Raw genomic sequence first — 19,665 nt, forward strand, 5'->3', positions numbered from 1 at the left:
ATAAAAACGCCTGCTATACGCCAGGCGCAGTAATGCTGTTTTTCACATGTGCCAGCGCGCTTTCCAGCGGCACGGCGCTGCGCGAAATTTTTGCCTGCAGGTTAGCACCTAGCCAGAGCGCATATAACACCTGCGCCTGGGTTAACGGCTCGCCGGAAAAGGCCAGCGTTTTTTCATCGCGGCCTTTCTCCAGCGCCTGGGCCAGCAGGGCGATAACGCCGCGGGCACCTTTATCCATCGCCGTGCGCATATCTTCAGAAAGATCGCACACTTCTGCAGACAGCTTAACGGTCAGGCATCCGCTGATGATGCCCTGCTGACAGAACTGGTTCAGCGTTTCCTGATAGTAGTTCAAAACACGATCCCGGTAGTTACCTTCACCCGAAGCAAAGTGGGTCGCCAGACGCTGGTGGTAGCCAGCATAATGACGCTCCAGCATCGCTACGCCAAAAGCCTCTTTGGACCGGAAGTAGTGATAAAACGACCCCTTCGGTACCTCAGCGGTTTTTAATAGCTCGCTCAACCCCATACCGGTAAACCCGCGATGCATGCAAAGTCGCTCGCCGGTTGCCAGTAAATGTTCGCGGGTATCGTGTTCAGTATTTCTGCTCATGGCCGCACTCTAATAGACCGTTCGGTCTAATGCAAGCGAGTTTACTGGCGACATGCGCTCAGGATATCCAGCTGCGGTTGATAAACCGTTGATTTCACGTCCATCATACCCAATACGGTTGAGAATAAATTGTCCTGGGAAACCGCATTTTTTGCTGCATTGTCGCGCAAACACTGTTCGTTGACGCCAAAGTTTTTCGCGTAAGCCGGTGACAGCCAGAACATAAACGGAATATGCGTTTGCTGCTCCGGCGCCAGCATGTACGGCGTGCCGTGCAGATAAATACCGCTTTCGCCCAGCGATTCACCGTGATCTGAGAGATAAATCAGCGCGGTGTTCATGCTCGACTGGCGCGCTTTCAGCGCATCAATGGTTTTGCTGACCACGCTGTCGGTATAGAGGATAGTGTTGTCATAGGTATTGATCAGCGCCTGATGGTCGCAATCCTGAATTTCATTGGTATCGCAGGTTGGGGTGAATTTACGGAAGTTGTCCGGGTAACGGCGATAGTATGCCGGACCGTGGCTCCCCATCAGGTGGATAACCAGCACCGTATCTTGCTTCACGCCATCCAGCACGTTGTCCAGACGATAAAAGTTCACATCGTCAATACAGGATTTGTCTTTGCAGAACTGATCCAGCTGCCACTGCGTCATGTCGGTATGGGGCACGCGATCGCAGGCACCTTTACAGCCGCCGTCGTTGTCGCGCCACAGCAGGTTGATACCCGCATGCTTAAGCACGTCGAGTAGCCCCTCGCGATGGTGAGCCAGGTCGGCATCGTATTTGCTGCGCGTCATGCCGGAGAACATGCACGGAACGGAAACCGCGGTTTCGGTACCACACGAGGAGGCCTGCGGGAAGTTAATCACGTCCTGCTTTTTCAGCTCCGGGTTGGTTTCGCGTTCGTAACCGTTCAGGGAGTAGTTTGCCGCGCGAGAGGCTTCGCCGACGACAAGCACCAGAACGGTTTTCTTTTGTTGACCGGTAATCAGTGACCCTTTGTGGGCATCTTCACCAATGCGCACCAGCGTTTGATCGCCGGCAAACCAGCGCATTTTGCTGTACTTCACCACGGCGCTAACATAGTTCGCCGGGGTGACCATTTTGACGATGCTTTTGTTATTGCGGAACAGCGACGCGTAGTCTTTATAAAACAGCGCGGCAATCAGGATAATCACCAGCAGAGCGCCGAGCATCGCGGCAACGCGCGTCAGCAGTGCGTACCACCATTTTCCGGTACGAATCCGGGTCAATGCCAGCACCACGGAAGGCACGAGGCCGGCTATGACAATCCACAGAATCATCTGCGGGGTCACCAGGGCGGTCGCTTCCTGAGAGTTGGTTTCGAACACGTTCACGATCATGTTCTGATCGATCACCGCGCCGTAGGTATACATGAAATAGGTCGCCGCGGCGCATCCGATCGTCAGTACAATCAGCAGTGGCTTGCGGAGATACGGGATGTTAAGCAGGCTAAAGACAATCACCCAGCCGCAAAACAGCACCAGCGGGACGGAGGCGGCAAAGAGGAAGTCGTGCAGATGCACTGGGCCGATAATGGCCCAGCTGCGCTGGATAAACAGCCCGTTCAGCAGAGTAAAAAAGAGTGCACAGCCCAGAGTAAATTTAATGTCGTTACATTGTAACTTTCTGATTAACCACATCGATCGGTAAACCCGTTATTGTCATGATGGGCCGAGTATAGAGAGGGAAGATTAGTGAAACCTTAATGCCACAAATCTGTGATACGGCCTTGCACGCGGCGCGATTAACGTCTTCACTGTAGGTGAGAGTAGCTATCGGGAGGTGAGTGTGGCAGAGCAGCTGGAGTTTTTCCCCATCCAGAGCCCGTGCCGGGGTATTTGTCAGGTCGATGAACGCGGATATTGCCGCGGGTGCATGCGTACCCGCGATGAGCGTTTTAACTGGCAAAACTTTAGCGACACGCAAAAGCAGGAGGTGTTACGCCTCTGCCGACAGCGTCTTCTGCGCAAAATACGCGCAAACAAAGCGGGTGAAACCGAAGAACCCCAGCAACCTTCACTTTTTTAACACGGTAATTGCGTATACTCATGACATTACGTCCTTGAGGAAAATGTTATGGTTCAGCGAATTACCCTTGCCCCCCAGGGGCCAGAATTCTCCCGTTTTGTGATGGGCTACTGGCGTCTGATGGACTGGAATATGTCCCCGCTCCAGCTGGCGAGCTTTATTGAAGAGCACCTCGATTTAGGCATCACCACGGTCGATCATGCGGATATTTACGGTGGCTACCAGTGCGAGGCCGCGTTCGGCGAGGCGCTTAATCTGGTTCCGGCCCTGCGCGACCGCATGGAGATCGTCACGAAGTGTGGGATTGCCACCACGGCAAAACCTGAACATGCCCTCGGTCATTACATCACCGACAGCGCGCATATCATCAAGAGCGCCGAGCAGTCGCTGGTCAATCTGGCGACCGATCGTATCGACCTGCTGTTAATCCACCGCCCCGACCCGCTGATGGATGCCGATGAGGTGGCGGAAGCCTTCCTGAACCTGCACCAGAGTGGGAAAGTGCGTCACTTCGGCGTGTCAAACTTTACCCCGGCACAGTTTGCGCTGCTTCAGTCTCGTCTGCCGTTCACCCTCGCCACCAACCAGGTTGAGATCTCCCCGGTACACCAGCCGCTGCTGCTGGATGGTACCCTCGATCAGCTGCAGCAGCTGCGCATTCGCCCGATGGCGTGGTCCTGCCTGGGGGGCGGACGTCTGTTTAATGATGAGGAATTCCAGCCGCTGCGCAACGAGCTTGAAACCATCGCCCGCGAACTGAACGCGGAGAGCATCGAACAGGTGGTTTACGCATGGATCCTGCGCCTGCCGTCAAAACCGCTGCCCATTATCGGCTCCGGCAAAATAGAACGCGTGCGTTCTGCGCTGGCCGCTGAAGAGCTGCAGATGACCCGTCAGCAGTGGTTCCGCATCCGTAAGGCCGCGCTGGGTTACGACGTACCATAAACCGCCTGAAGGTGGCTTTCCGGTGAAATCTTTGCCCCTGGTATACACTTAAGGGGCAAAAAATAACCCGCGGAGGTCACTATGAAGCGTTTTGCTCTGGCACTGGTCACGCTGGTTGTTTGCGCAGGGGCGCAGGCAGCCAGTGACGAAGTGGAAATGAATCTCGTCACCCCACAGGGTGTGGGTCAGTCCATCGGAACGGTGAAAATCACTGAAACCGATAAAGGGCTGGAGTTCGCCCCCAACCTCAAAGCCCTCCCTCCCGGTGAACATGGTTTCCATGTTCATGCCAAAGGCAGCTGTCAGCCCGCTTTAAAAGAAGGTAAACCGTCTGCGGCGGAAGCGGCAGGAGGGCACCTCGATCCGCAGCATTCCGGCAAGCATGAAGGCCCTGAAGGAATGGGGCATTTAGGCGATCTGCCTGTGCTGGTGGTGAATAACGACGGTAAAGCCACCGATCCCGTCGTCGCGCCGCGACTGAAAAAGCTGGATGAGGTGAAAGGCAAGGCGCTGATGATCCATGTCGGCGGCGACAATATGTCCGATCGGCCTAAACCGCTTGGCGGCGGCGGAGCACGCTATGCGTGCGGCGTGATCTGATCCCCAATCGTTCCCGGTGGCGGTGCCTGTTCCAGCTGCGACAGCGAGCAGTGCAGGCGCCAGATTATTGAGGCCAAATCACGGGCTGCGGGCAGATGATGCTGTGCCAGCGTATCGCAGATCCGCTGCAGTTCATTCAGCGTGGCTTCCAGCGGCCGCTGCTGGACACCGCGCTCGCTCATTACATCGCGCAGCAGGGAGATGCAAACATCACGAACCTGCGACAGCGGATCGGAACGCGTTTCCCACGCGCGAAGCTGCCAGACCACGTGCGAGCAGTTCAACAGCACCACGCCCCAGCGCAGCAGCCAGCGCCGGGACAGCGCGTCCTGGCTGTTATTCAGCTGGCTGACGTGATGATAGACCAGCGATTCATACTCGTTTTCGCTCAGATGCGGTTTACGGCTGAGCTGGTCGACAAACCCTTTGCGTAGCTCCCGGATATGCCTGCGGCTCTTGCGTGCATCGGAGCCGGGACGTAACACCGCAAAAGCCAGCCACGCCAGCCCCACGCCGAGGATCTTCGCCAGGTTATCATTGAGAAAATCGGCGTAATCATAAACCGGTGGATTCGTCACGGAGATAAACGAACCCATAAAGACAATCAGCTGTCCCCAGAGGCCCGCCAGCTTGGGCATTTGCAGCTTCAGAAGCTGCATGGTGGTTAACAGGGGAAACAGGAACAGCAGGAACTGCCACAGATCGCTTATCTGCACCATCAGGCCAAACTTCACCACGAAGCTGAACAGCGACAGCAGCACCAGCGTGCGCAGCAGCAGCGTAAGCGAGTTGAACGGCGAGGCCGCGACGGAATAAAGCACGCAGCTGATGGCGGCAAGCGTCAGGGCCGCCGTACCGGACTCCCACTGCGTGGTAATGCTCCACGCCCCCACCAGCATCAGCGCACAGAAGGTGCGAAAACCGCTCCACAGCGCTTCCAGATAGTCGGTATGGCGCGCAAGTGCCGGGCTGCCGGGGACGTTGAACTCCGTCAATGGAGTCGCGTTTTCGACGGCCGTAATCCAGCGGCTGCTGCGCAGGTACAGCCGACAAAAGTAATTCAGGCGCTGCCAGAAGGCGCGATGGCGGTAGTCGTACTCATCAACCGGGGCGAGCGGGGCGATAATCCGCGCTACGGTGTAAATGTCCGCATCCGGGCGCGCAAGGGCCGCGAGCAGCGCTTCAATCACGGCCCGGATATTTTCAGGCGGCGTCGGCCAGTTGAGCAGCATCCGGCGCAGGCTGGAGATGGCGCTGGTCATGCGCAGCTGCTGGTGCAGCAGATAGTTAAGCAGTGTGTTCTGGCGGCGAAAACGGTAGTGGCTCCAGAACGCCTGAATGCGCAACAGATTCATCGTCAGGATCTGCCCGATCACCTTTTCATGCGCGAGACGGATATCGTCGCTGGTATCCGGTTGCCACAGCAGACTCGCGTGTTCCAGCAACCGTGTGTGCATGGTTTTGAGCGCGGTGATGAGCGCGGTGCCGTCGGATGTGCTGGGGAGGATCATCATCATGAAGCCGCCGCTGAGGATCCCGACAATCACTTCACAGACGCGCGCCTGCGCGATATCCCACAGTTCGGTGGTGTCGAGCACGTTAACCACCGGAAAGGCGATAATGGCGGCGGTATAGCCCGCCAGCTGGAACGCGTAGGCGACGTTATTGGTAAAATGGGCGCAGGCCCAGGTACAGCACCCCAGCCATGCGGCCATGCTCAGCAGGAACAGCCACGGATCGTTCAGCGTATGGCCAGCGATAATTAGCGCCGCGGTGGCGCCCAGCAGGCTGCCTGCGATGCGACCAAGGCTTTTACTGATCACCCCGCCTACCGTCGGAAAACTGACCACCGCCGCAGACGTCATCGCCCAGTAGGGCTCATCCAGGTTCAGGTAATAAGCCACAGTCAGCGCAAGACACATGGCAATGCCGTTACGCAGCGCGTAGCGCCACTGGGGACGCGTTGCTTTCATCCACGGCGTGTTTTGCCAGGAGAGACCCTGCAGCTTCATCACCGGTTTCCGATGGAGACAGTGCAGGTAGTGCCGGACACCAGGGTAATGTCCTCCGGCAAGCGGTCAAACTCCACGCGAACCGGAACGCGCTGGGCCAGGCGCACCCAGGGAACGTTCGGCTTTATGTCCGGCACCAGGCCTGAATCCGTTTCAACACTCTGATCGTAAATGGCGCGGCCAATGCTGGACACGTGACCCTGTAACTTTTGAGAGCCGCTGTAAAGCGTTATTGCGGCTGGCGAACCCTCGCGAATATGCCGAAGCTTGGTCTCTTCGAAATAGCCCACGACGTAGAAGGAGTGGCTGTCGACGAGGGCAAATATCGGTTGTCCCGTGGTGGCATAATTCCCCACGCGGGCCGAGAGGTTGGTCACCCATCCATCAACAGGTGCCGTAATCACGGTTTGGGTCAGTTGCCACTGCGCCTGCTTCAGCGTCGCCTCCGCCACGTTAACGTTAGCCTGCATCGCCTTGACGTTGATATTGGCGGTGTCTAAATCTTCCGCTGAGATGTAGTTTTGTGACAGGTGGCGGCGGCGGTTGGCCTCGTTGTTTGCCTTAGCCAGATCCGACTGGGCTTTCGCCAGCTGCGCCTGGGCGTTCAGGATCGCAATGTGGTACGGGGTATCGTCGATGCGGAATAAAATGTCTCCCTTTTTGACGAACTGGTTATCCTTAACCAACAGCGTCGTAATACTTCCCGACACCTGAGGGGTAATGCTGACCTGCTCGGCGCGGACTTTGCCGTCACGCGTCCAGGGCGACTGCATATAAAAATTCCACATCCACCAGCCCGCAACCAGCGCGAGGGCAAGGACTAACAGGGTGGAAAAGTACTTTAGCGTTTTCAGGAACATATTCACCACACAGTCAAAACGGCAAGGCCCAGGCATACGGAAAGGGCAAACAGGGAAAGATCCATCAGCATGGGATGCCAGATTTCGCCGGAGTACATCCAGTCGCGAAGCAGACGATGCGCGATGAGCCAGAGGATAAAGCCCACCAGAACGGCCTTAAACAGGGGAGGAAAGTAGACTGACGCACCGAAGATCAGGTCCTGAAGGGGTAAACCCTCTGAGCGATGAAAAAACGTCACGGGCAGAAATCCTTTGCAGTGAACAGAATGCCGCGTTGGCTTGTCTTAGTATGATGAAGCATCACAATTCAGTGTAAGTCATACTTTTAAGTTCGATGAATGCAGTATTGCATTTGTTTTGGCAATACAAATGCTGCACACTATTCTAAAATCAGTATAATAACTTAGCAAGCTAATTATAAGGAGATGAAATTGGAATCGCCATTAGGTTCTGATCTGGCAAGGTTGGTACGCGTCTGGCGTGCTCTGATTGACCATCGCCTGAAACCTCTGGAACTCACACAGACGCATTGGGTCACGCTGCACAACATTCATCAGCTGCCGCCCGAACAGTCGCAAATTCAACTGGCAAAAGCGATAGGGATTGAGCAACCGTCGCTGGTGCGCACGCTTGACCAGCTGGAAGAGAAGGGGTTGATCTCGCGGCAAACCTGCGCCAGCGATCGTCGCGCCAAGCGGATTAAACTCACCGAGAAAGCGGCGCCTATCATCACGGAAATGGAAGCCGTGATCACCAAGACGCGTGGTGAAATCCTGTCAGGCGTTTCACCGGCGGAGCTGGAAATGCTCATCAGCCTCATTGGGCGCCTTGAGCAAAACATCCATGAGCTACAGTCGCGCGACTGACAAACAACAAGGCCTTGCAGCAGCAAGGCCTTTTTTTACTTAAAGACGACCACGCGGTTACGGCCCGTCTCCTTCGCTTCATACATCGCTTTGTCAGCATTTTCCACGCACGTTTCTGCGGCTATTGCGGGTGACGTTGCCGTATATACCCCCATGCTAATCGTGATTGGCTCCGGTAGTTGACCGCCGCTGCTGGCGTTATCGAAGCTGCTCAGATTTAACCGTATGCGTTCCGCCACCTGATACGCCGCGTCTGATGAGGTGTTGGCCAGCATCAGAACAAACTCCTCACCACCGATACGGGCCGCGATGTCCTGGGGGCGCACGGAATCCATCAGCAGATTAGCAACAAACTGCAGGACCTTGTCGCCCTGAAGATGCCCGTAGGTGTCGTTGATACGCTTGAAGCGATCGAGATCGCTGACGATGACGGAAACCGGACGGCTGGGTTTGGCGATATCCAGCGCCTGCTTTAATGTTTCATAAAAATAACTGCGGTTATACAGGCGCGTCAGCGGGTCGCGAATGGAGTTCTGGTAAGACTGCTGATACTTAACGTGCGAGTCGCGATACAGCCTGAAAACATCGTAGAGCAGAACAAAAATGATCATCAGCGTGGCGACGGTTTCAAATAAGCGAGCGCGATACCAGGAGACATCTTCAACATGTCCACCCACTAACAGCATTGAGAGCGTGACGATATAGCAGACGCACAGAAAATTACCGCCCACCCAGAATAAGTTGCGTATACGCGTAATAAACATCAGCGTGGCTAATGTGACCACCCAGAGTGCAATCAATGCAATATTAATAAAGTGGCTCCAGAGAACCATAAACTCACGGGTTTCATTATCAACAAGATCAATGGATAAAAAGGAAGAATGACTGGAATACATCCAGGCCAAACCTACTGCAAAGACGGTAAACAGAAACTCGCCGCTCACAATAGCGATATGTGCCAGCCGCGAAAGGGGACAATTGCGCGTGGTATAGAGTATTGACGAAACGATTATTAGCACCGCCATTAAGAGATGGCGGAACATATAGAAAATCATCGCATCGTTGTAGTTCACCGCGTTGAACTGATAGAGGTCCAGCCAGGCGGGAAAGCTGCACAGCGTTCCGACCATCAGCGATGCCGACCCGGCAAAGGCAAAGGCAAGCGATACCAGATACAACCGTTTTCGGTCACACCAGTATTTCATTGCCATAAAGCAAGCAATAAACAGGTCAAACACCAGTAAAAAAATGGTGAGCGTAGGGAACAAGTGAGACGAAAAGGTAGGAACCCATTCGGCAATTTTTGAAAACAGGGCGTGTAATATGCCGATAACAGCAATACAACCTAGACAGAACGAGATATAACGGCCCTTTACAGAACGGTGATTCGCAAACATATATGGTTTTAATGACTTTATAATGAATTAAGGTGAGGGGATTGCGAAGAGTATAATCAATTAGCACGCTAAATACTTTGCGCGGAAACAATATATGACGTGGTTAATAATGGGTGGGGTGAATGTATTTTGTAAATATATTTGTGGGAGTGATAAATAATGTAAATGGATGTGGCCTGATGACCACATCCATTTTTAATTAACGTGGAGAAACGGTCACCTGACTTCCGTTGCTTGCCAGAACAACGCGCTGGCCTGCAGAGAAGCGAGTGCTGCCTTGTTTCTGAACAACCATGATCGTGCTGCCGTCGTCTTTACGAATTTCCAACTCTACGCCCTGGGTTTTGTTCATCGCACCCTGAACGCCCTGGCCGGCTACGCCACCCGCAACGGCGCCTGCGGCCGTTGCCAGCGAGCGACCTGTACCGCCGCCGACGGTATTACCGAGGAAACCACCCAGCACGGCACCGCCGATTGCGCCCATCACGTTGCTTTCATCACCACCCTGGATCTGTACAGGGCGTGCGTTAACAACGGTACCGTAAGTCACGTTCTGAACCTGTTTCGCTTCAGAAGCGCTGTAAACGTCGCCAGAAAGTGAACTGTCATTCACACAGCCAGCCAGAGTTAAACCAATCAGCGAAACGCCCAGTACACGTAAAATCATTTGAATCTCCTGTTCACCAAAAACGCCCGATTGGGGCATCCGTTATGGCTAAATTATATGGCATAAGGGGCCATAGTTCATATCTTTGCACTAACAATAAGAAAATTGTACTTGAATTTGACTTAACGAGACATAAACAGGATCCGCCCGTGTTACCCGTCTGACATTGTTAAAAAATATTATCGCCGAATGGCAAAGCTGCGCCGTTTATGGTTGAGTGGATATCCTTAGCCCACGCAACGTAAGGAAAGCGCATGAAATCGGGTCGCTACATTGGTGTGATGTCAGGCACCAGTCTGGATGGGGTAGATGTCGTTCTGGCCGCCATTGACGAAAACATGGTGGCGCAGCAGGCAAGCCTGACCTGGCCAATCCCCATTTCACTGAAAGAGGATATTCTGAGTATCTGTCAGGGGCAGCAGCTGACCCTCTCCCAGCTTGGACAGCTTGATGTTCGCCTGGGGGCGCTATTTGCGGATGCAGTGCAGGCTTTGATGCAAAAAGAACATCTTCGCCCGCAGGATGTGGTGGCCATCGGCTGTCACGGACAAACGGTCTGGCATGAGCCCGGCGGAGATGCCCCGCATACCCTGCAAATCGGCGATAACAACCAGATTGTGGCGAAAACGGGCGTGACTGTGGTAGGCGATTTCCGTCGTCGCGATATCGCCCTTGGCGGGCAGGGCGCGCCGCTGGTACCCGCGTTCCATCAGGCGTTACTGGCGCACCCTACAGAACGTCGCATGGTGCTCAATATTGGTGGGATTGCCAACCTGTCGATGCTCATCCCGGGGCAGCCCGTCCGCGGCTACGATACCGGCCCGGGCAATATGTTAATGGATGCCTGGATCTGGCGGCAGTGCGGACAACCGTATGATAAAAACGCGGAGTGGGCGAGCGGGGGGAAAGTGATTATTCCGCTGCTGCAGTCGATGCTGAGCGATCCTTATTTTGCCTTGCCGGCCCCTAAGAGTACGGGGCGTGAATACTTCAATCTGGGCTGGCTTGAGCGTCAGCTGGCGCCATTCCCGGCGCTCGCGCCGCAGGATGTCCAGGCGACGCTTGCCGAGCTGACGGCCGTGTCGATCTCCGAACAGGTTCTGCTCAGCGGCGGATGTGAACGCCTGCTGGTGTGCGGCGGAGGATGCCGAAACCCGCTGGTGATGGCGCGTCTTGCGGGGCTCCTGCCGGGTACCGAAGTGACCACGACCGATGAGGCCGGCATCAGCGGGGATGATATGGAAGCGCTGGCCTTCGCCTGGCTCGCCTGGCGCACCATTGCCGGACTGCCGGGCAACTTGCCGTCGGTAACCGGCGCGCGTGAGGCGAGCGTCCTCGGGGCGATTTTCCCGGCAAATCCTCGTCATAATCAGAGTTAACTGAAATTCAGCGCGGCGCGTCATCGTTAGAATGGAACGAAACAGGAGGGCAGCCATGCCCTTCAGGACCAGGAAAGTCTTCGGAATACGCCCATGAAAAAACTTCTTCTTATTGCCGCGCCTTTATTGCTGTCAGGATGCAGCGTCTATAACCAGCTTCTTGAGCGCATGCAGACCGATACGCTGGAGTATCGCTGCGATGAAAAACCGCTGACCGTCAAGCTGAATAACCCACGCCAGGAAGCCAGTTTTGTTTATGACAATAAATTGCTGACGCTGAAGCAGGGGATGTCAGCCTCCGGCGCACGTTATTCTGACGGTATCTACGTCTTCTGGTCGAAAGGCGACAGCGCCGCGGTCTACAAACGCGACCGCATTGTGCTGAACAATTGTCAGCTCGAAAATCCGAAGCGTTGAGATTTTTACAGGGGCGGCGCACAATAGCGCCACCCACTCTCAATGTCAGCTAACGCCATGTCAGATAACGACGAACTGCAGCAAATTGCGCATCTGCGCCGTGAATACACTAAAGGCGGCCTGCGTCGCCAGGATCTTCCCGCTGAACCCCTCGTGCTTTTTGAACGCTGGCTGAAACAGGCCTGCGAAGCGAAACTCGCCGACCCAACCGCCATGGTTGTCGCGACGGTGGATGAAAACGGCCAACCGTATCAGCGCATCGTATTGCTCAAGCATTATGACGAGAAAGGGCTGGTGTTCTATACCAACCTTGGCAGCCGCAAGGCACACCATTTAGAAAACAATCCGCGTATCAGCCTGCTATTCCCCTGGCACATGCTGGAACGTCAGGTAATGGTAACCGGCAAGGCGGAACGTCTCTCGACGCTGGAAGTGGTGAAGTATTTCCACAGCCGCCCGCGCGACAGCCAGATTGGCGCCTGGGTATCAAAACAGTCCAGCCGAATTTCTGCCCGCGGCGTGCTGGAAAGTAAATTCCTGGAGCTGAAACAGAAGTTCCAGCAGGGTGAAATTCCTCTGCCAAGCTTCTGGGGCGGGTTCCGCATCCCGATTGAGCAGATGGAGTTCTGGCAGGGGGGCGAACATCGCCTGCACGACCGCTTTTTATACCAGCGCGAGAATGGCGGCTGGAAAATCGACAGACTGGCACCGTAATCCCCGAAATTTGTTGATTTAAGCGCTAGCGCACACCGCGCTTGCGCTTTATTCTATTGTCCTTTCGCATCAGGCGAAAAGTCGTGTACCGGCAAAGGTGCAGTCGTTTATACATGGAGAATTTGATGGCAAGCAGTAACTTGATTAAACAATTGCAAGAGCGGGGCCTCGTGGCCCAGGTGACGGACGAGGAAGCGTTAGCAGAGCGACTGGCGCAAGGCCCGATCGCGCTCTATTGCGGCTTCGATCCCACCGCTGACAGCTTGCATTTGGGGCATCTTGTTCCATTGTTATGCCTGAAACGCTTCCAGATGGCGGGCCATAAGCCTGTTGCGCTGGTGGGCGGCGCGACCGGCCTGATTGGTGACCCAAGCTTTAAAGCCGCTGAGCGTAAACTGAACACCGAAAATACCGTGCAGGAGTGGGTGGATAAGATCCGCAAACAGGTTGCACCGTTCCTCGACTTCAACTGTGGTGATAACTCTGCCATTGCCGCGAACAACTACGACTGGTTTGGCAGCATGAACGTGCTGACTTTCCTGCGCGACATCGGAAAGCACTTCTCTGTTAACCAGATGATTAACAAAGAGGCCGTGAAGCAGCGTCTGAACCGTGACGACCAGGGTATCTCCTTTACCGAGTTCTCCTACAACCTGCTGCAGGGTTATGACTTTGCCTGCCTGAACAAGCTGCACGGCGTTTCCCTGCAGATTGGCGGTTCCGATCAGTGGGGTAACATCACCTCCGGTATCGACCTGACCCGTCGTCTGCACCAGAACCAGGTCTTCGGTCTGACCGTTCCGCTGATCACCAAGGCAGACGGCACCAAATTTGGGAAAACCGAAGGCGGCGCGGTATGGCTCGATCCGAAGAAAACCAGCCCGTACAAATTCTACCAGTTCTGGATCAACACGGCGGATGCCGATGTTTACCGCTTCCTGAAGTTCTTCACCTTTATGGACATCGAAGACATCAACGCGCTGGAAGAAGAAGACAAAAACAGCGGTAAAGCACCGCGCGCCCAGTATGTGCTGGCGGACGAAGTGACCAAACTGGTTCACGGTGAAGAAGGTCTGGCCGCGGCAAAACGTATTACCGCAAGCCTGTTCAACGGTACCCTGAGCGATCTGAGCGAAGCGGACTTCGAACAGCTGGCGCAGGACGGCGTGCCAATGGTTGAGATGGAAAAAGGGGCTGACCTGATGCAGGCGCTGGTGGACTCTGAGCTCCAGCCTTCGCGCGGTCAGGCGCGTAAAACTATCGCCTCTAACGCTATCACCATCAACGGCGAGAAACAGGCCGATCCGGAATACACCTTCGTTGACGGTGACCGTCTGTATGGTCGCTACACGCTGCTGCGTCGCGGTAAGAAAAACTACTGCCTTGTCTGCTGGAAATAATTAACAGTCTCCAGGGGCGTGGGAAACCACGCCCCTTTTGTTTTTTCAGGGTTTGGTAAGAAAAAAATGAAGAACATCCTCGCCATTCAGTCCCACGTTGTTTTTGGACACGCAGGCAATAGCGCCGCGGAATTCCCGATGCGTCGCCTCGGCGTCAACGTCTGGCCCCTTAATACCGTGCAGTTCTCTAACCACACGCAATACGGCAAATGGACCGGCTGCGTAATGCCACCTTCGCACCTCACCGAGGTTGTGCAGGGAATTGCCGATATCGACCAGCTCAGACGCTGTGACGCCGTGCTGAGCGGCTACCTCGGCTCAGCGGAGCAGGGGGAGCATATCCTCGGCATCGTACGTCAGGTGAAAGCCGCAAACCCGGCGGCAAAATACTTCTGCGACCCCGTCATGGGCCATCCGGAGAAAGGCTGTATCGTGGCGCCAGGCGTCGCAGAGTTTCACGTCCGCCACGCGCTGCCCGCCAGCGATATCATTGCGCCAAACCTGGTCGAGCTCGAAATTCTCTGCGAGCGTCCGGTTAACAGCGTAGAAGAGGCGGTAAGCGCGTCTCGCGAACTGATCGCTCAGGGGCCTGAGGTGGTGCTGGTAAAACATCTCGCCCGCGCAGGGCTGAGCCAGGACCGTTTTGAGATGCTTCTGGTGACGAAAGATGACGCCTGGCATATCAGCCGTCCGCTGGTGGATTTTGGCCTGCGCCAGCCGGTTGGGGTCGGGGATGTCACCAGCGGTCTGCTGCTGGTGAAATTGCTGCAGGGCGCGACGATGCGCGACGCGCTGGAGCACGTTACCGCGGCGGTGTACGAAATCATGATTGCGACGAAAGAGATGCAGGAATATGAACTGCAGGTGGTTGCGGCACAGGATCGTATCGCGAAGCCGGAGCACTATTTCAGCGCAACCCGGTTATAACCGGCCAAAACGTGTAGGCCGGGTAAGCGTTAGCGCCACCCGGCAACACAGGCCGCTCGGTTAATTCAACCCTTCCGCTTTCAGCGCCGCAGCCACTGCAGGACGCTCTGCCACGCGTTTCATATACAATGCGATATGGTCTAACCCTTCCAGGTTCAGCTTAACCGCGCGCGCCCAGCGCAGCACGGTAAACAGATACGCATCGGCAATCGTGAAGCGCGAACCACAAATCCACTGTTCGTCTTTCAGCGATTCGTTAACGTACTGCAGCTTTTTCTCAAGAAGCGCACGCAGGGTCGGTTTGAACTCCTCTGGCGTATCCGGGCGGAACAACGGCGTAAATCCTTTGTGCAGTTCGGTCGCAATGTAGTTGAGCCATTCCAGCGTCTTATAGCGAGAAATGGTACTGACCGGAGCCAGCAGCTGGCGATCGGGTACGCTATCGGCCAGGAACTGCATAATCGCGACGCCTTCGGTCAGCAGAGTACCGTCATCCAGCAAGAGCGCCGGAACTTGTCCCTTGGGGTTAATGGCAAGAAAATCATCGCCATTTTCCAGACGCTTTTTCATCAGATCAACGCCGTCCAGCGTGAAATCTTTGCCGCTCTCGCGCAGGGTGATATGGGAAGCAAGAGAGCACGCGCCCGGTTTGTAGAACAGTTTCATCGGTAACTCCTTTTTGCTGAGGTTTCAGCTATGTTAGTGCGCCAACGGACAAAAAAAAAGCCGCTAATACACTAGCGGCTTCTGTTCTGTCGTTTCTCAATAATCTTACGCGGTAGCGGTTTTGGTCGCTTCAGCCGTCTTGTCGTCGTCCTGAGTCATACGATTCAGTTTCGGCGCGGTCAGCAGCATCAGAACTGCAATAACCGCAGTCGCGATACCAATCTGCATGAACACGGTACCGTAGACGTTCAGGGAGACCAGTGGGTCAGTGACGTTTTCCGGCACAGCCATCAGGTTCGCAATTTTACCCGCAATGATTGCCGCACCGGCAGTGGTCAGGAACCAGCTACCCATAATGAAGCCCATCAGACGCTGTGGCACCAGCTGTGCAACCATCGCCAGACCCAGACCGGAGATCATCAGTTCACCGATAGACTGCAGCGCGTAGCTCAGGATCAGCCAGTTAACGGACACGATACCCGCGTCGGTGGCAAATTTGGTACCCAGCGGCAGCACCAGGAACGCGCCGGAGCACAGCACCATACCGATAGCAAACTTGTGCGGCATTGGCAGACGGTCGCCCATCTTGTTATAGATAGCGGCCAGAATCGGGCTACCAATCATGATCCAGAACGGGTTCAGCGCCTGATACTGTTCCGGCTCGAACGCGATGCCCAGAATTGAGTGCTCAACGTTACGAATGGCGAAGAAGTTCAGTGAGGTTGGCATCTGGCTGTACAGCACGAAGAAGATAATCGCTTCCAGCATCAGAATGAACGCCACAATCATCTTGCGACGGGCAGCACCCTGCATGGCGAACGCTTCTTTCGCAAAGATAACCACGATACCCAGCGCAACCACGCCCAGAACGGCACGGGCGATACCCTGGTTGTGCAGCAGCCAGGTGGCAATTGCCGCGAGGACAACAACGCCCACGATGGTGGCCAGCAGTTTGCCCATATGCACAGGCTCGAAGTCAGGTTTTGAACCGTAGTCTTTAACCCAGCTGCGGCAGAACAGGAAGTTGACCACGGTGATCAACATGCCCACGAAGCTCAGCGCAAACGCCACGCTCCAGCCGAACTTCGCCGCAAGCCATGGGGTTGCCAGCATCGAGAAGAACGAACCGATGTTGATGGACATGTAGTACATGGTAAATGCACCGTCCAGGCGCGGATCGTCTTTGTTATAGCAGGTAGAAAGCAGGGAGGACGGGTTCGCTTTGAACAGACCGTTACCGACGGCAATCGTCGCCATACCCATATACACGACAGCGGCATCATGCCCTGACCATGCAACCAGACCATAGCCAATCGCCAGGACAATGGCGCCCAGCATGATGACGCGTTTAGTCCCGAGGACTTTATCACCCAGCCAGCCGCCAATAGCGACCAGACCGTACACCAGAGCACTAAAGGAAGAGAACAGCGTGATGGAATCGGCTTCGGACATACCCAGCTGTTTTACCAGGTAAACCGCCATGATCCCTTGCAGGCCGTAATAACCAAAACGCTCCCATAACTCGATAGAGAAGATGAGATAGAACGCTTTAGGCTGTTTAAAAGCGTTAAGACTCACGCTTTCATCTGTTGGTTTATTGTTTGCAGTAGACACATATACCTCTTTTTTTACATCCCATATTAACGGGGGTGTTCATAGCGCGATGGCCGTAGTCCATACGCCTTATAGTTATATTGGGAGGAGAAACGGCGGGTAATGTTCACTATCCTGCCCCATCTGGCAATACGTTTGTAATAATCTGTTACATATATCTGAAGTGGTATAATCGTCGGTTCATATAAATGTTATTCAGCGTTAAATTTCATACGATGAGTAAAGGTAGTTTTTTCGACTGGCGATAACCCACCCTGACCGGCTTTTGGCGATATGTTCTGCTATTTGCCGCTTAATGCAGTGATATGGGCCATATTCTGAAAAATAGCTGGTCTTATCTTCGGTGATGGAAGGAGGGTATCTTGTCAGACAAAGGGTTTAGGCGGATTTTGACAACAAAAATTCAACATGAAGTTATCAGGGTGATCGCGATCACAGATGTATAGAAATTTTTGGCTATGAAAAAAGTATTAACCTGTTTGAGCGTTAAACAACCGAACAAGTGACAGGTCAGGGGGAATGAAAGACGGACAAATAACGGCCAAAAGAAGGGTGCCTGGTAGCCCTTCTTTTGGTAAGGGATTGTGACGATCAGGGATATACTTTTTCTTTGTATTCGCAGAGATCTTCAATAATGCACGAGCCGCATCGAGGCTTACGGGCAATACAGGTATAGCGGCCGTGCAGAATCAGCCAGTGATGGCAGTCAACCTTAAATTCGGCCGGAACCACCTTTAACAGCTTCTCTTCGACCTGCTCAACATTTTTCCCCGGCGCGAAGTTAGTCCTGTTAGAGACGCGGAAAATATGCGTATCCACGGCGATGGTCGGCCAGCCAAACGCGGTGTTGAGCACCACGTTCGCGGTCTTACGCCCCACGCCCGGTAAGGCTTCCAGCGCGGCGCGATCTTCCGGTACTTCGCCTCCGTGCTGTTCCAGCAGGATCCGGCAGGTCTTAATGACGTTCTCGGCTTTGCTGTTAAACAGGCCGATGGTTTTGATATAGGACTTCACGCCTTCCACGCCCAGCTCCAGCATGGCTTTTGGCGTATTGGCGACCGGATAGAGCAGGGCAGTGGCTTTATTGACGCTCACATCGGTCGCCTGTGCAGAGAGCAACACCGCGATCAGCAGTTCAAACGGGGAGGTAAAATTCAGCTCCGTCGTCGGGTGCGGGTTCTCGTCCCGCAGACGGGTCAGGATCGCAATGCGCTTTTCTTTATTCATGAAGCCTTCTCGGGTGTCCCTTCCAGAACGCTACGCTCAGCCGCGCGGCGCTTACGTTTCTCATCAATCAGGTATTTTATCGCCAGCATCATGCCAAGGCCAATAAACGCGCCAGGGGGCAGCATTGCCAGCAGGAATGGCGTATCGGTGTGGAACACTTCAACGCGCAGCGCTTTGGCCCAGCCGCCCAGCAGCGCATCTGCGCCGTCAAACAGCGTACCGTTACCGAGGATCTCGCGCAGCGAGCCCAGCACGAACATGGCGCAGGTGGCGCCCATTCCAATGGAAAAACCATCCAGCGCCGACATGGCGGGGCTGTTTTTCACCGCGAACGCTTCCGCACGGCCAACGACGATACAGTTGGTGACGATAAGGGGAATAAAGATCCCGAGCGACTGGTACAGACCGAACGCGTAGGCGTTAATCAGCATCTGGACGATACTGACCACCGACGCAATGATCATGACGTAAATCGGAATACGAATTTCCGACGGCGTCCAGCGGCGCAGGGCGGAGATGGAGAGGTTGGTCAGCGTCAGCACCAGCGTGGTTGCCAGACCCAGACCGAGCGCGTTGGTGGCGGTGGACGTTACCGCCAGCAGGGGACACATCCCCAGAAGCTGGACCAGCGCGGAGTTGTTCTTCCACAACCCCTGGACAATAACCTCTTTAACCTGGCTCATGATTACTCCTCACAGGCCGGAAGATTGTTGATTTGCGCGGGCAGCGTTTCAGCATACAGCCCGGCTCGTTTTACGGCGTTCACCACGGCGCGCGGCGTGATGGTCGCGCCGGTGAACTGGTCGAACTCGCCGCCATCTTTCTTCACCGCAAACGCGGTATCCCCTTCGCCATGGATAACTTTACCGGCAAAGTGCAAAATCCAGTCGCTCAGACGGGTTTCAATTTTATCCCCCAGGCCCGGCGTTTCATGATGTTCCGTCACGCGAGTACCCAGAATAGTGCCGGAGAAATCGCTGCCGACAAGCAGCTGAATGGCGCCGGAATAGCCGTCGGGCGCCGTCGCTTCCATCACTGCGCCTACCGGTCTATTCCCTTTACGGGCGATAAAGAGGCGGTGCGCGCCTTTCCCAAGCTGCGGCGCGTCTACCACAAAGCAGCTCTTTTGCAGGTCATTATCGTAGAAATCTGACGGGATGACCTGATCGAACAGCGCCTTTTGCTGCTTTGAAGCCTGCTCTTCGATGGTCGTTTTGGTTAACGTGTTAACCAGGGCCGTCAGCCCGGTCAGGACCGCGGCGAAGACAGCCAGCGTGACGCCGTGCTTTTGCATCGTTTTTAACAT

The 19,665-nt window shown here is 54.8% G+C and carries 21 protein-coding genes; 9 read left to right on the forward strand and 12 right to left on the reverse strand.

From position 1 onward, the window contains the following. Positions 1–13: 13 nt before the first annotated feature. Together EnteroDNA1_RS01630 and eptA are read right to left on the reverse strand one after the other, a co-directional pair. Positions 14–613: a TetR/AcrR family transcriptional regulator gene (locus tag EnteroDNA1_RS01630; protein ID WP_048977453.1), complete on the reverse strand. Its 600-nt coding sequence runs from the start codon at positions 611–613 to the stop codon at positions 14–16. Between the two features lie 41 nt (positions 614–654). Further along, positions 655–2,280, reverse strand: a complete 1,626-nt coding sequence (gene eptA, locus EnteroDNA1_RS01635) for a phosphoethanolamine transferase EptA (RefSeq protein ID WP_069302702.1) — start codon at positions 2,278–2,280, stop codon at positions 655–657. 148 nt (positions 2,281–2,428) lie between these two features. On the opposite strand from eptA, the gene EnteroDNA1_RS01640 reads away from it, so the two are divergent. The 3 genes from EnteroDNA1_RS01640 to sodC all read left to right on the forward strand — a co-directional run bounded on the left by EnteroDNA1_RS01640 (position 2,429) and on the right by sodC (position 4,213). Beyond that, positions 2,429–2,668: a DUF1289 domain-containing protein gene (locus EnteroDNA1_RS01640; RefSeq protein ID WP_008500587.1), complete on the forward strand. Its 240-nt coding sequence runs from the start codon at positions 2,429–2,431 to the stop codon at positions 2,666–2,668. A 48-nt stretch (positions 2,669–2,716) separates the two neighbouring features. Further along, positions 2,717–3,613 (forward strand): aldo/keto reductase, encoded by an 897-nt coding sequence (locus tag EnteroDNA1_RS01645; RefSeq protein WP_069302703.1) that lies wholly within the window; start codon positions 2,717–2,719, stop codon positions 3,611–3,613. An 81-nt stretch (positions 3,614–3,694) separates the two neighbouring features. After that, entirely contained in the window at positions 3,695–4,213 is a 519-nt protein-coding gene (sodC, locus tag EnteroDNA1_RS01650) for a superoxide dismutase [Cu-Zn] SodC (protein ID WP_047061660.1), read from the forward strand. Here the strand turns inward: sodC and EnteroDNA1_RS01655 are convergent. The 3 genes from EnteroDNA1_RS01655 to EnteroDNA1_RS01665 are packed head-to-tail and all read right to left on the reverse strand — an operon-like array spanning position 4,192 to position 7,324. Further along, positions 4,192–6,225: an FUSC family protein gene (locus EnteroDNA1_RS01655; protein WP_069302704.1), complete on the reverse strand. Its 2,034-nt coding sequence runs from the start codon at positions 6,223–6,225 to the stop codon at positions 4,192–4,194. The two genes, sodC and EnteroDNA1_RS01655, sit on opposite strands and share 22 nt — an antisense overlap. Next, entirely contained in the window at positions 6,225–7,085 is an 861-nt protein-coding gene (locus tag EnteroDNA1_RS01660; protein ID WP_064672353.1) for an efflux RND transporter periplasmic adaptor subunit, read from the reverse strand. Before EnteroDNA1_RS01660 ends, EnteroDNA1_RS01655 begins: the two co-directional genes overlap by 1 nt. A 2-nt stretch (positions 7,086–7,087) precedes the next feature. Beyond that, positions 7,088–7,324 carry a DUF1656 domain-containing protein gene (locus EnteroDNA1_RS01665; RefSeq protein ID WP_032657739.1) on the reverse strand — a complete coding sequence of 79 codons (237 nt, stop codon included), beginning with the start codon at positions 7,322–7,324 and terminating at the stop codon, positions 7,088–7,090. Between the two features lie 186 nt (positions 7,325–7,510). Between EnteroDNA1_RS01665 and slyA the strand changes: the two genes are divergently transcribed. Next, complete coding sequence (gene slyA / locus EnteroDNA1_RS01670; protein WP_033145325.1) at positions 7,511–7,951, forward strand: transcriptional regulator SlyA; 441 nt, start codon at positions 7,511–7,513, stop codon at positions 7,949–7,951. Between the two features lie 35 nt (positions 7,952–7,986). Here the strand turns inward: slyA and EnteroDNA1_RS01675 are convergent, their stop codons facing one another. Continuing rightward, a complete protein-coding gene (locus tag EnteroDNA1_RS01675) occupies positions 7,987–9,348 on the reverse strand; it encodes a sensor domain-containing diguanylate cyclase (protein ID WP_069302705.1) in 1,362 nt (453 codons plus the stop codon). A gap of 199 nt (positions 9,349–9,547) precedes the next feature. After that, positions 9,548–10,015 (reverse strand): outer membrane lipoprotein SlyB, encoded by a 468-nt coding sequence (gene slyB / locus EnteroDNA1_RS01680; protein WP_023311367.1) that lies wholly within the window; start codon positions 10,013–10,015, stop codon positions 9,548–9,550. 254 nt (positions 10,016–10,269) lie between these two features. On the opposite strand from slyB, the gene anmK reads away from it, so the two are divergent. The 5 genes from anmK to pdxY all read left to right on the forward strand — a co-directional run bounded on the left by anmK (position 10,270) and on the right by pdxY (position 14,852). After that, a complete protein-coding gene (anmK, locus tag EnteroDNA1_RS01685; protein WP_069302706.1) occupies positions 10,270–11,394 on the forward strand; it encodes an anhydro-N-acetylmuramic acid kinase in 1,125 nt (374 codons plus the stop codon). Positions 11,395–11,487: 93 nt separating this feature from the next. Further along, on the forward strand, positions 11,488–11,811 hold the full coding sequence (gene mliC / locus EnteroDNA1_RS01690) for a C-type lysozyme inhibitor (RefSeq protein ID WP_058840748.1): 324 nt from the start codon (positions 11,488–11,490) through the stop codon (positions 11,809–11,811). A 57-nt stretch (positions 11,812–11,868) separates the two neighbouring features. Next, positions 11,869–12,525 carry a pyridoxamine 5'-phosphate oxidase gene (gene pdxH, locus EnteroDNA1_RS01695; protein ID WP_024909355.1) on the forward strand — a complete coding sequence of 219 codons (657 nt, stop codon included), beginning with the start codon at positions 11,869–11,871 and terminating at the stop codon, positions 12,523–12,525. Positions 12,526–12,650: 125 nt separating this feature from the next. Continuing rightward, on the forward strand, positions 12,651–13,925 hold the full coding sequence (gene tyrS / locus EnteroDNA1_RS01700) for a tyrosine--tRNA ligase (protein WP_069302707.1): 1,275 nt from the start codon (positions 12,651–12,653) through the stop codon (positions 13,923–13,925). Between the two features lie 66 nt (positions 13,926–13,991). Further along, positions 13,992–14,852, forward strand: a complete 861-nt coding sequence (gene pdxY / locus EnteroDNA1_RS01705; RefSeq protein ID WP_033146525.1) for a pyridoxal kinase PdxY — start codon at positions 13,992–13,994, stop codon at positions 14,850–14,852. 60 nt (positions 14,853–14,912) lie between these two features. Here pdxY and gstA read toward each other — a convergent pair whose 3' ends face one another. From gstA to rsxG, 5 genes are all read right to left on the reverse strand, one after another. Next, positions 14,913–15,518, reverse strand: a complete 606-nt coding sequence (gstA, locus tag EnteroDNA1_RS01710; RefSeq protein WP_069302708.1) for a glutathione transferase GstA — start codon at positions 15,516–15,518, stop codon at positions 14,913–14,915. A gap of 105 nt (positions 15,519–15,623) precedes the next feature. After that, positions 15,624–17,132, reverse strand: a complete 1,509-nt coding sequence (gene dtpA / locus EnteroDNA1_RS01715; RefSeq protein ID WP_033145330.1) for a dipeptide/tripeptide permease DtpA — start codon at positions 17,130–17,132, stop codon at positions 15,624–15,626. A gap of 591 nt (positions 17,133–17,723) precedes the next feature. Beyond that, positions 17,724–18,359, reverse strand: coding sequence for an endonuclease III (nth, locus tag EnteroDNA1_RS01720; RefSeq protein WP_008500570.1), 636 nt, complete (start codon positions 18,357–18,359; stop codon positions 17,724–17,726). Then, complete coding sequence (locus EnteroDNA1_RS01725) at positions 18,356–19,042, reverse strand: electron transport complex subunit E (RefSeq protein ID WP_023617347.1); 687 nt, start codon at positions 19,040–19,042, stop codon at positions 18,356–18,358. The genes nth and EnteroDNA1_RS01725 overlap by 4 nt, the downstream gene beginning before the upstream one ends. A gap of 2 nt (positions 19,043–19,044) precedes the next feature. Further along, positions 19,045–19,665, reverse strand: a complete 621-nt coding sequence (rsxG, locus tag EnteroDNA1_RS01730; RefSeq protein WP_048977465.1) for an electron transport complex subunit RsxG — start codon at positions 19,663–19,665, stop codon at positions 19,045–19,047.

It is taken from the genome of Enterobacter sp. HK169 (assembly GCF_001719105.1).
GTDB lineage: Bacteria > Pseudomonadota > Gammaproteobacteria > Enterobacterales > Enterobacteriaceae > Enterobacter > Enterobacter asburiae_B.

What these genes read in the sequence shown, in the direction of transcription:
- EnteroDNA1_RS01630 (WP_048977453.1), bottom strand. Translation starts at nt 613, where the DNA reads ATGAGCAGAAATACTGAACACGATACCCGCGAACATTTACTGGCAACC.
- eptA (WP_069302702.1), bottom strand. Translation starts at nt 2,280, where the DNA reads ATGTGGTTAATCAGAAAGTTACAATGTAACGACATTAAATTTACTCTG.
- EnteroDNA1_RS01645 (WP_069302703.1), top strand. Translation starts at nt 2,717, where the DNA reads ATGGTTCAGCGAATTACCCTTGCCCCCCAGGGGCCAGAATTCTCCCGT.
- sodC (WP_047061660.1), top strand. Translation starts at nt 3,695, where the DNA reads ATGAAGCGTTTTGCTCTGGCACTGGTCACGCTGGTTGTTTGCGCAGGG.
- EnteroDNA1_RS01655 (WP_069302704.1), bottom strand. Translation starts at nt 6,225, where the DNA reads ATGAAGCTGCAGGGTCTCTCCTGGCAAAACACGCCGTGGATGAAAGCA.
- EnteroDNA1_RS01660 (WP_064672353.1), bottom strand. Translation starts at nt 7,085, where the DNA reads ATGTTCCTGAAAACGCTAAAGTACTTTTCCACCCTGTTAGTCCTTGCC.
- slyA (WP_033145325.1), top strand. Translation starts at nt 7,511, where the DNA reads ATGAAATTGGAATCGCCATTAGGTTCTGATCTGGCAAGGTTGGTACGC.
- EnteroDNA1_RS01675 (WP_069302705.1), bottom strand. Translation starts at nt 9,348, where the DNA reads ATGTTTGCGAATCACCGTTCTGTAAAGGGCCGTTATATCTCGTTCTGT.
- slyB (WP_023311367.1), bottom strand. Translation starts at nt 10,015, where the DNA reads ATGATTTTACGTGTACTGGGCGTTTCGCTGATTGGTTTAACTCTGGCT.
- anmK (WP_069302706.1), top strand. Translation starts at nt 10,270, where the DNA reads ATGAAATCGGGTCGCTACATTGGTGTGATGTCAGGCACCAGTCTGGAT.
- mliC (WP_058840748.1), top strand. Translation starts at nt 11,488, where the DNA reads ATGAAAAAACTTCTTCTTATTGCCGCGCCTTTATTGCTGTCAGGATGC.
- pdxH (WP_024909355.1), top strand. Translation starts at nt 11,869, where the DNA reads ATGTCAGATAACGACGAACTGCAGCAAATTGCGCATCTGCGCCGTGAA.
- tyrS (WP_069302707.1), top strand. Translation starts at nt 12,651, where the DNA reads ATGGCAAGCAGTAACTTGATTAAACAATTGCAAGAGCGGGGCCTCGTG.
- pdxY (WP_033146525.1), top strand. Translation starts at nt 13,992, where the DNA reads ATGAAGAACATCCTCGCCATTCAGTCCCACGTTGTTTTTGGACACGCA.
- gstA (WP_069302708.1), bottom strand. Translation starts at nt 15,518, where the DNA reads ATGAAACTGTTCTACAAACCGGGCGCGTGCTCTCTTGCTTCCCATATC.
- nth (WP_008500570.1), bottom strand. Translation starts at nt 18,359, where the DNA reads ATGAATAAAGAAAAGCGCATTGCGATCCTGACCCGTCTGCGGGACGAG.
- EnteroDNA1_RS01725 (WP_023617347.1), bottom strand. Translation starts at nt 19,042, where the DNA reads ATGAGCCAGGTTAAAGAGGTTATTGTCCAGGGGTTGTGGAAGAACAAC.
- rsxG (WP_048977465.1), bottom strand. Translation starts at nt 19,665, where the DNA reads ATGTTAAAAACGATGCAAAAGCACGGCGTCACGCTGGCTGTCTTCGCC.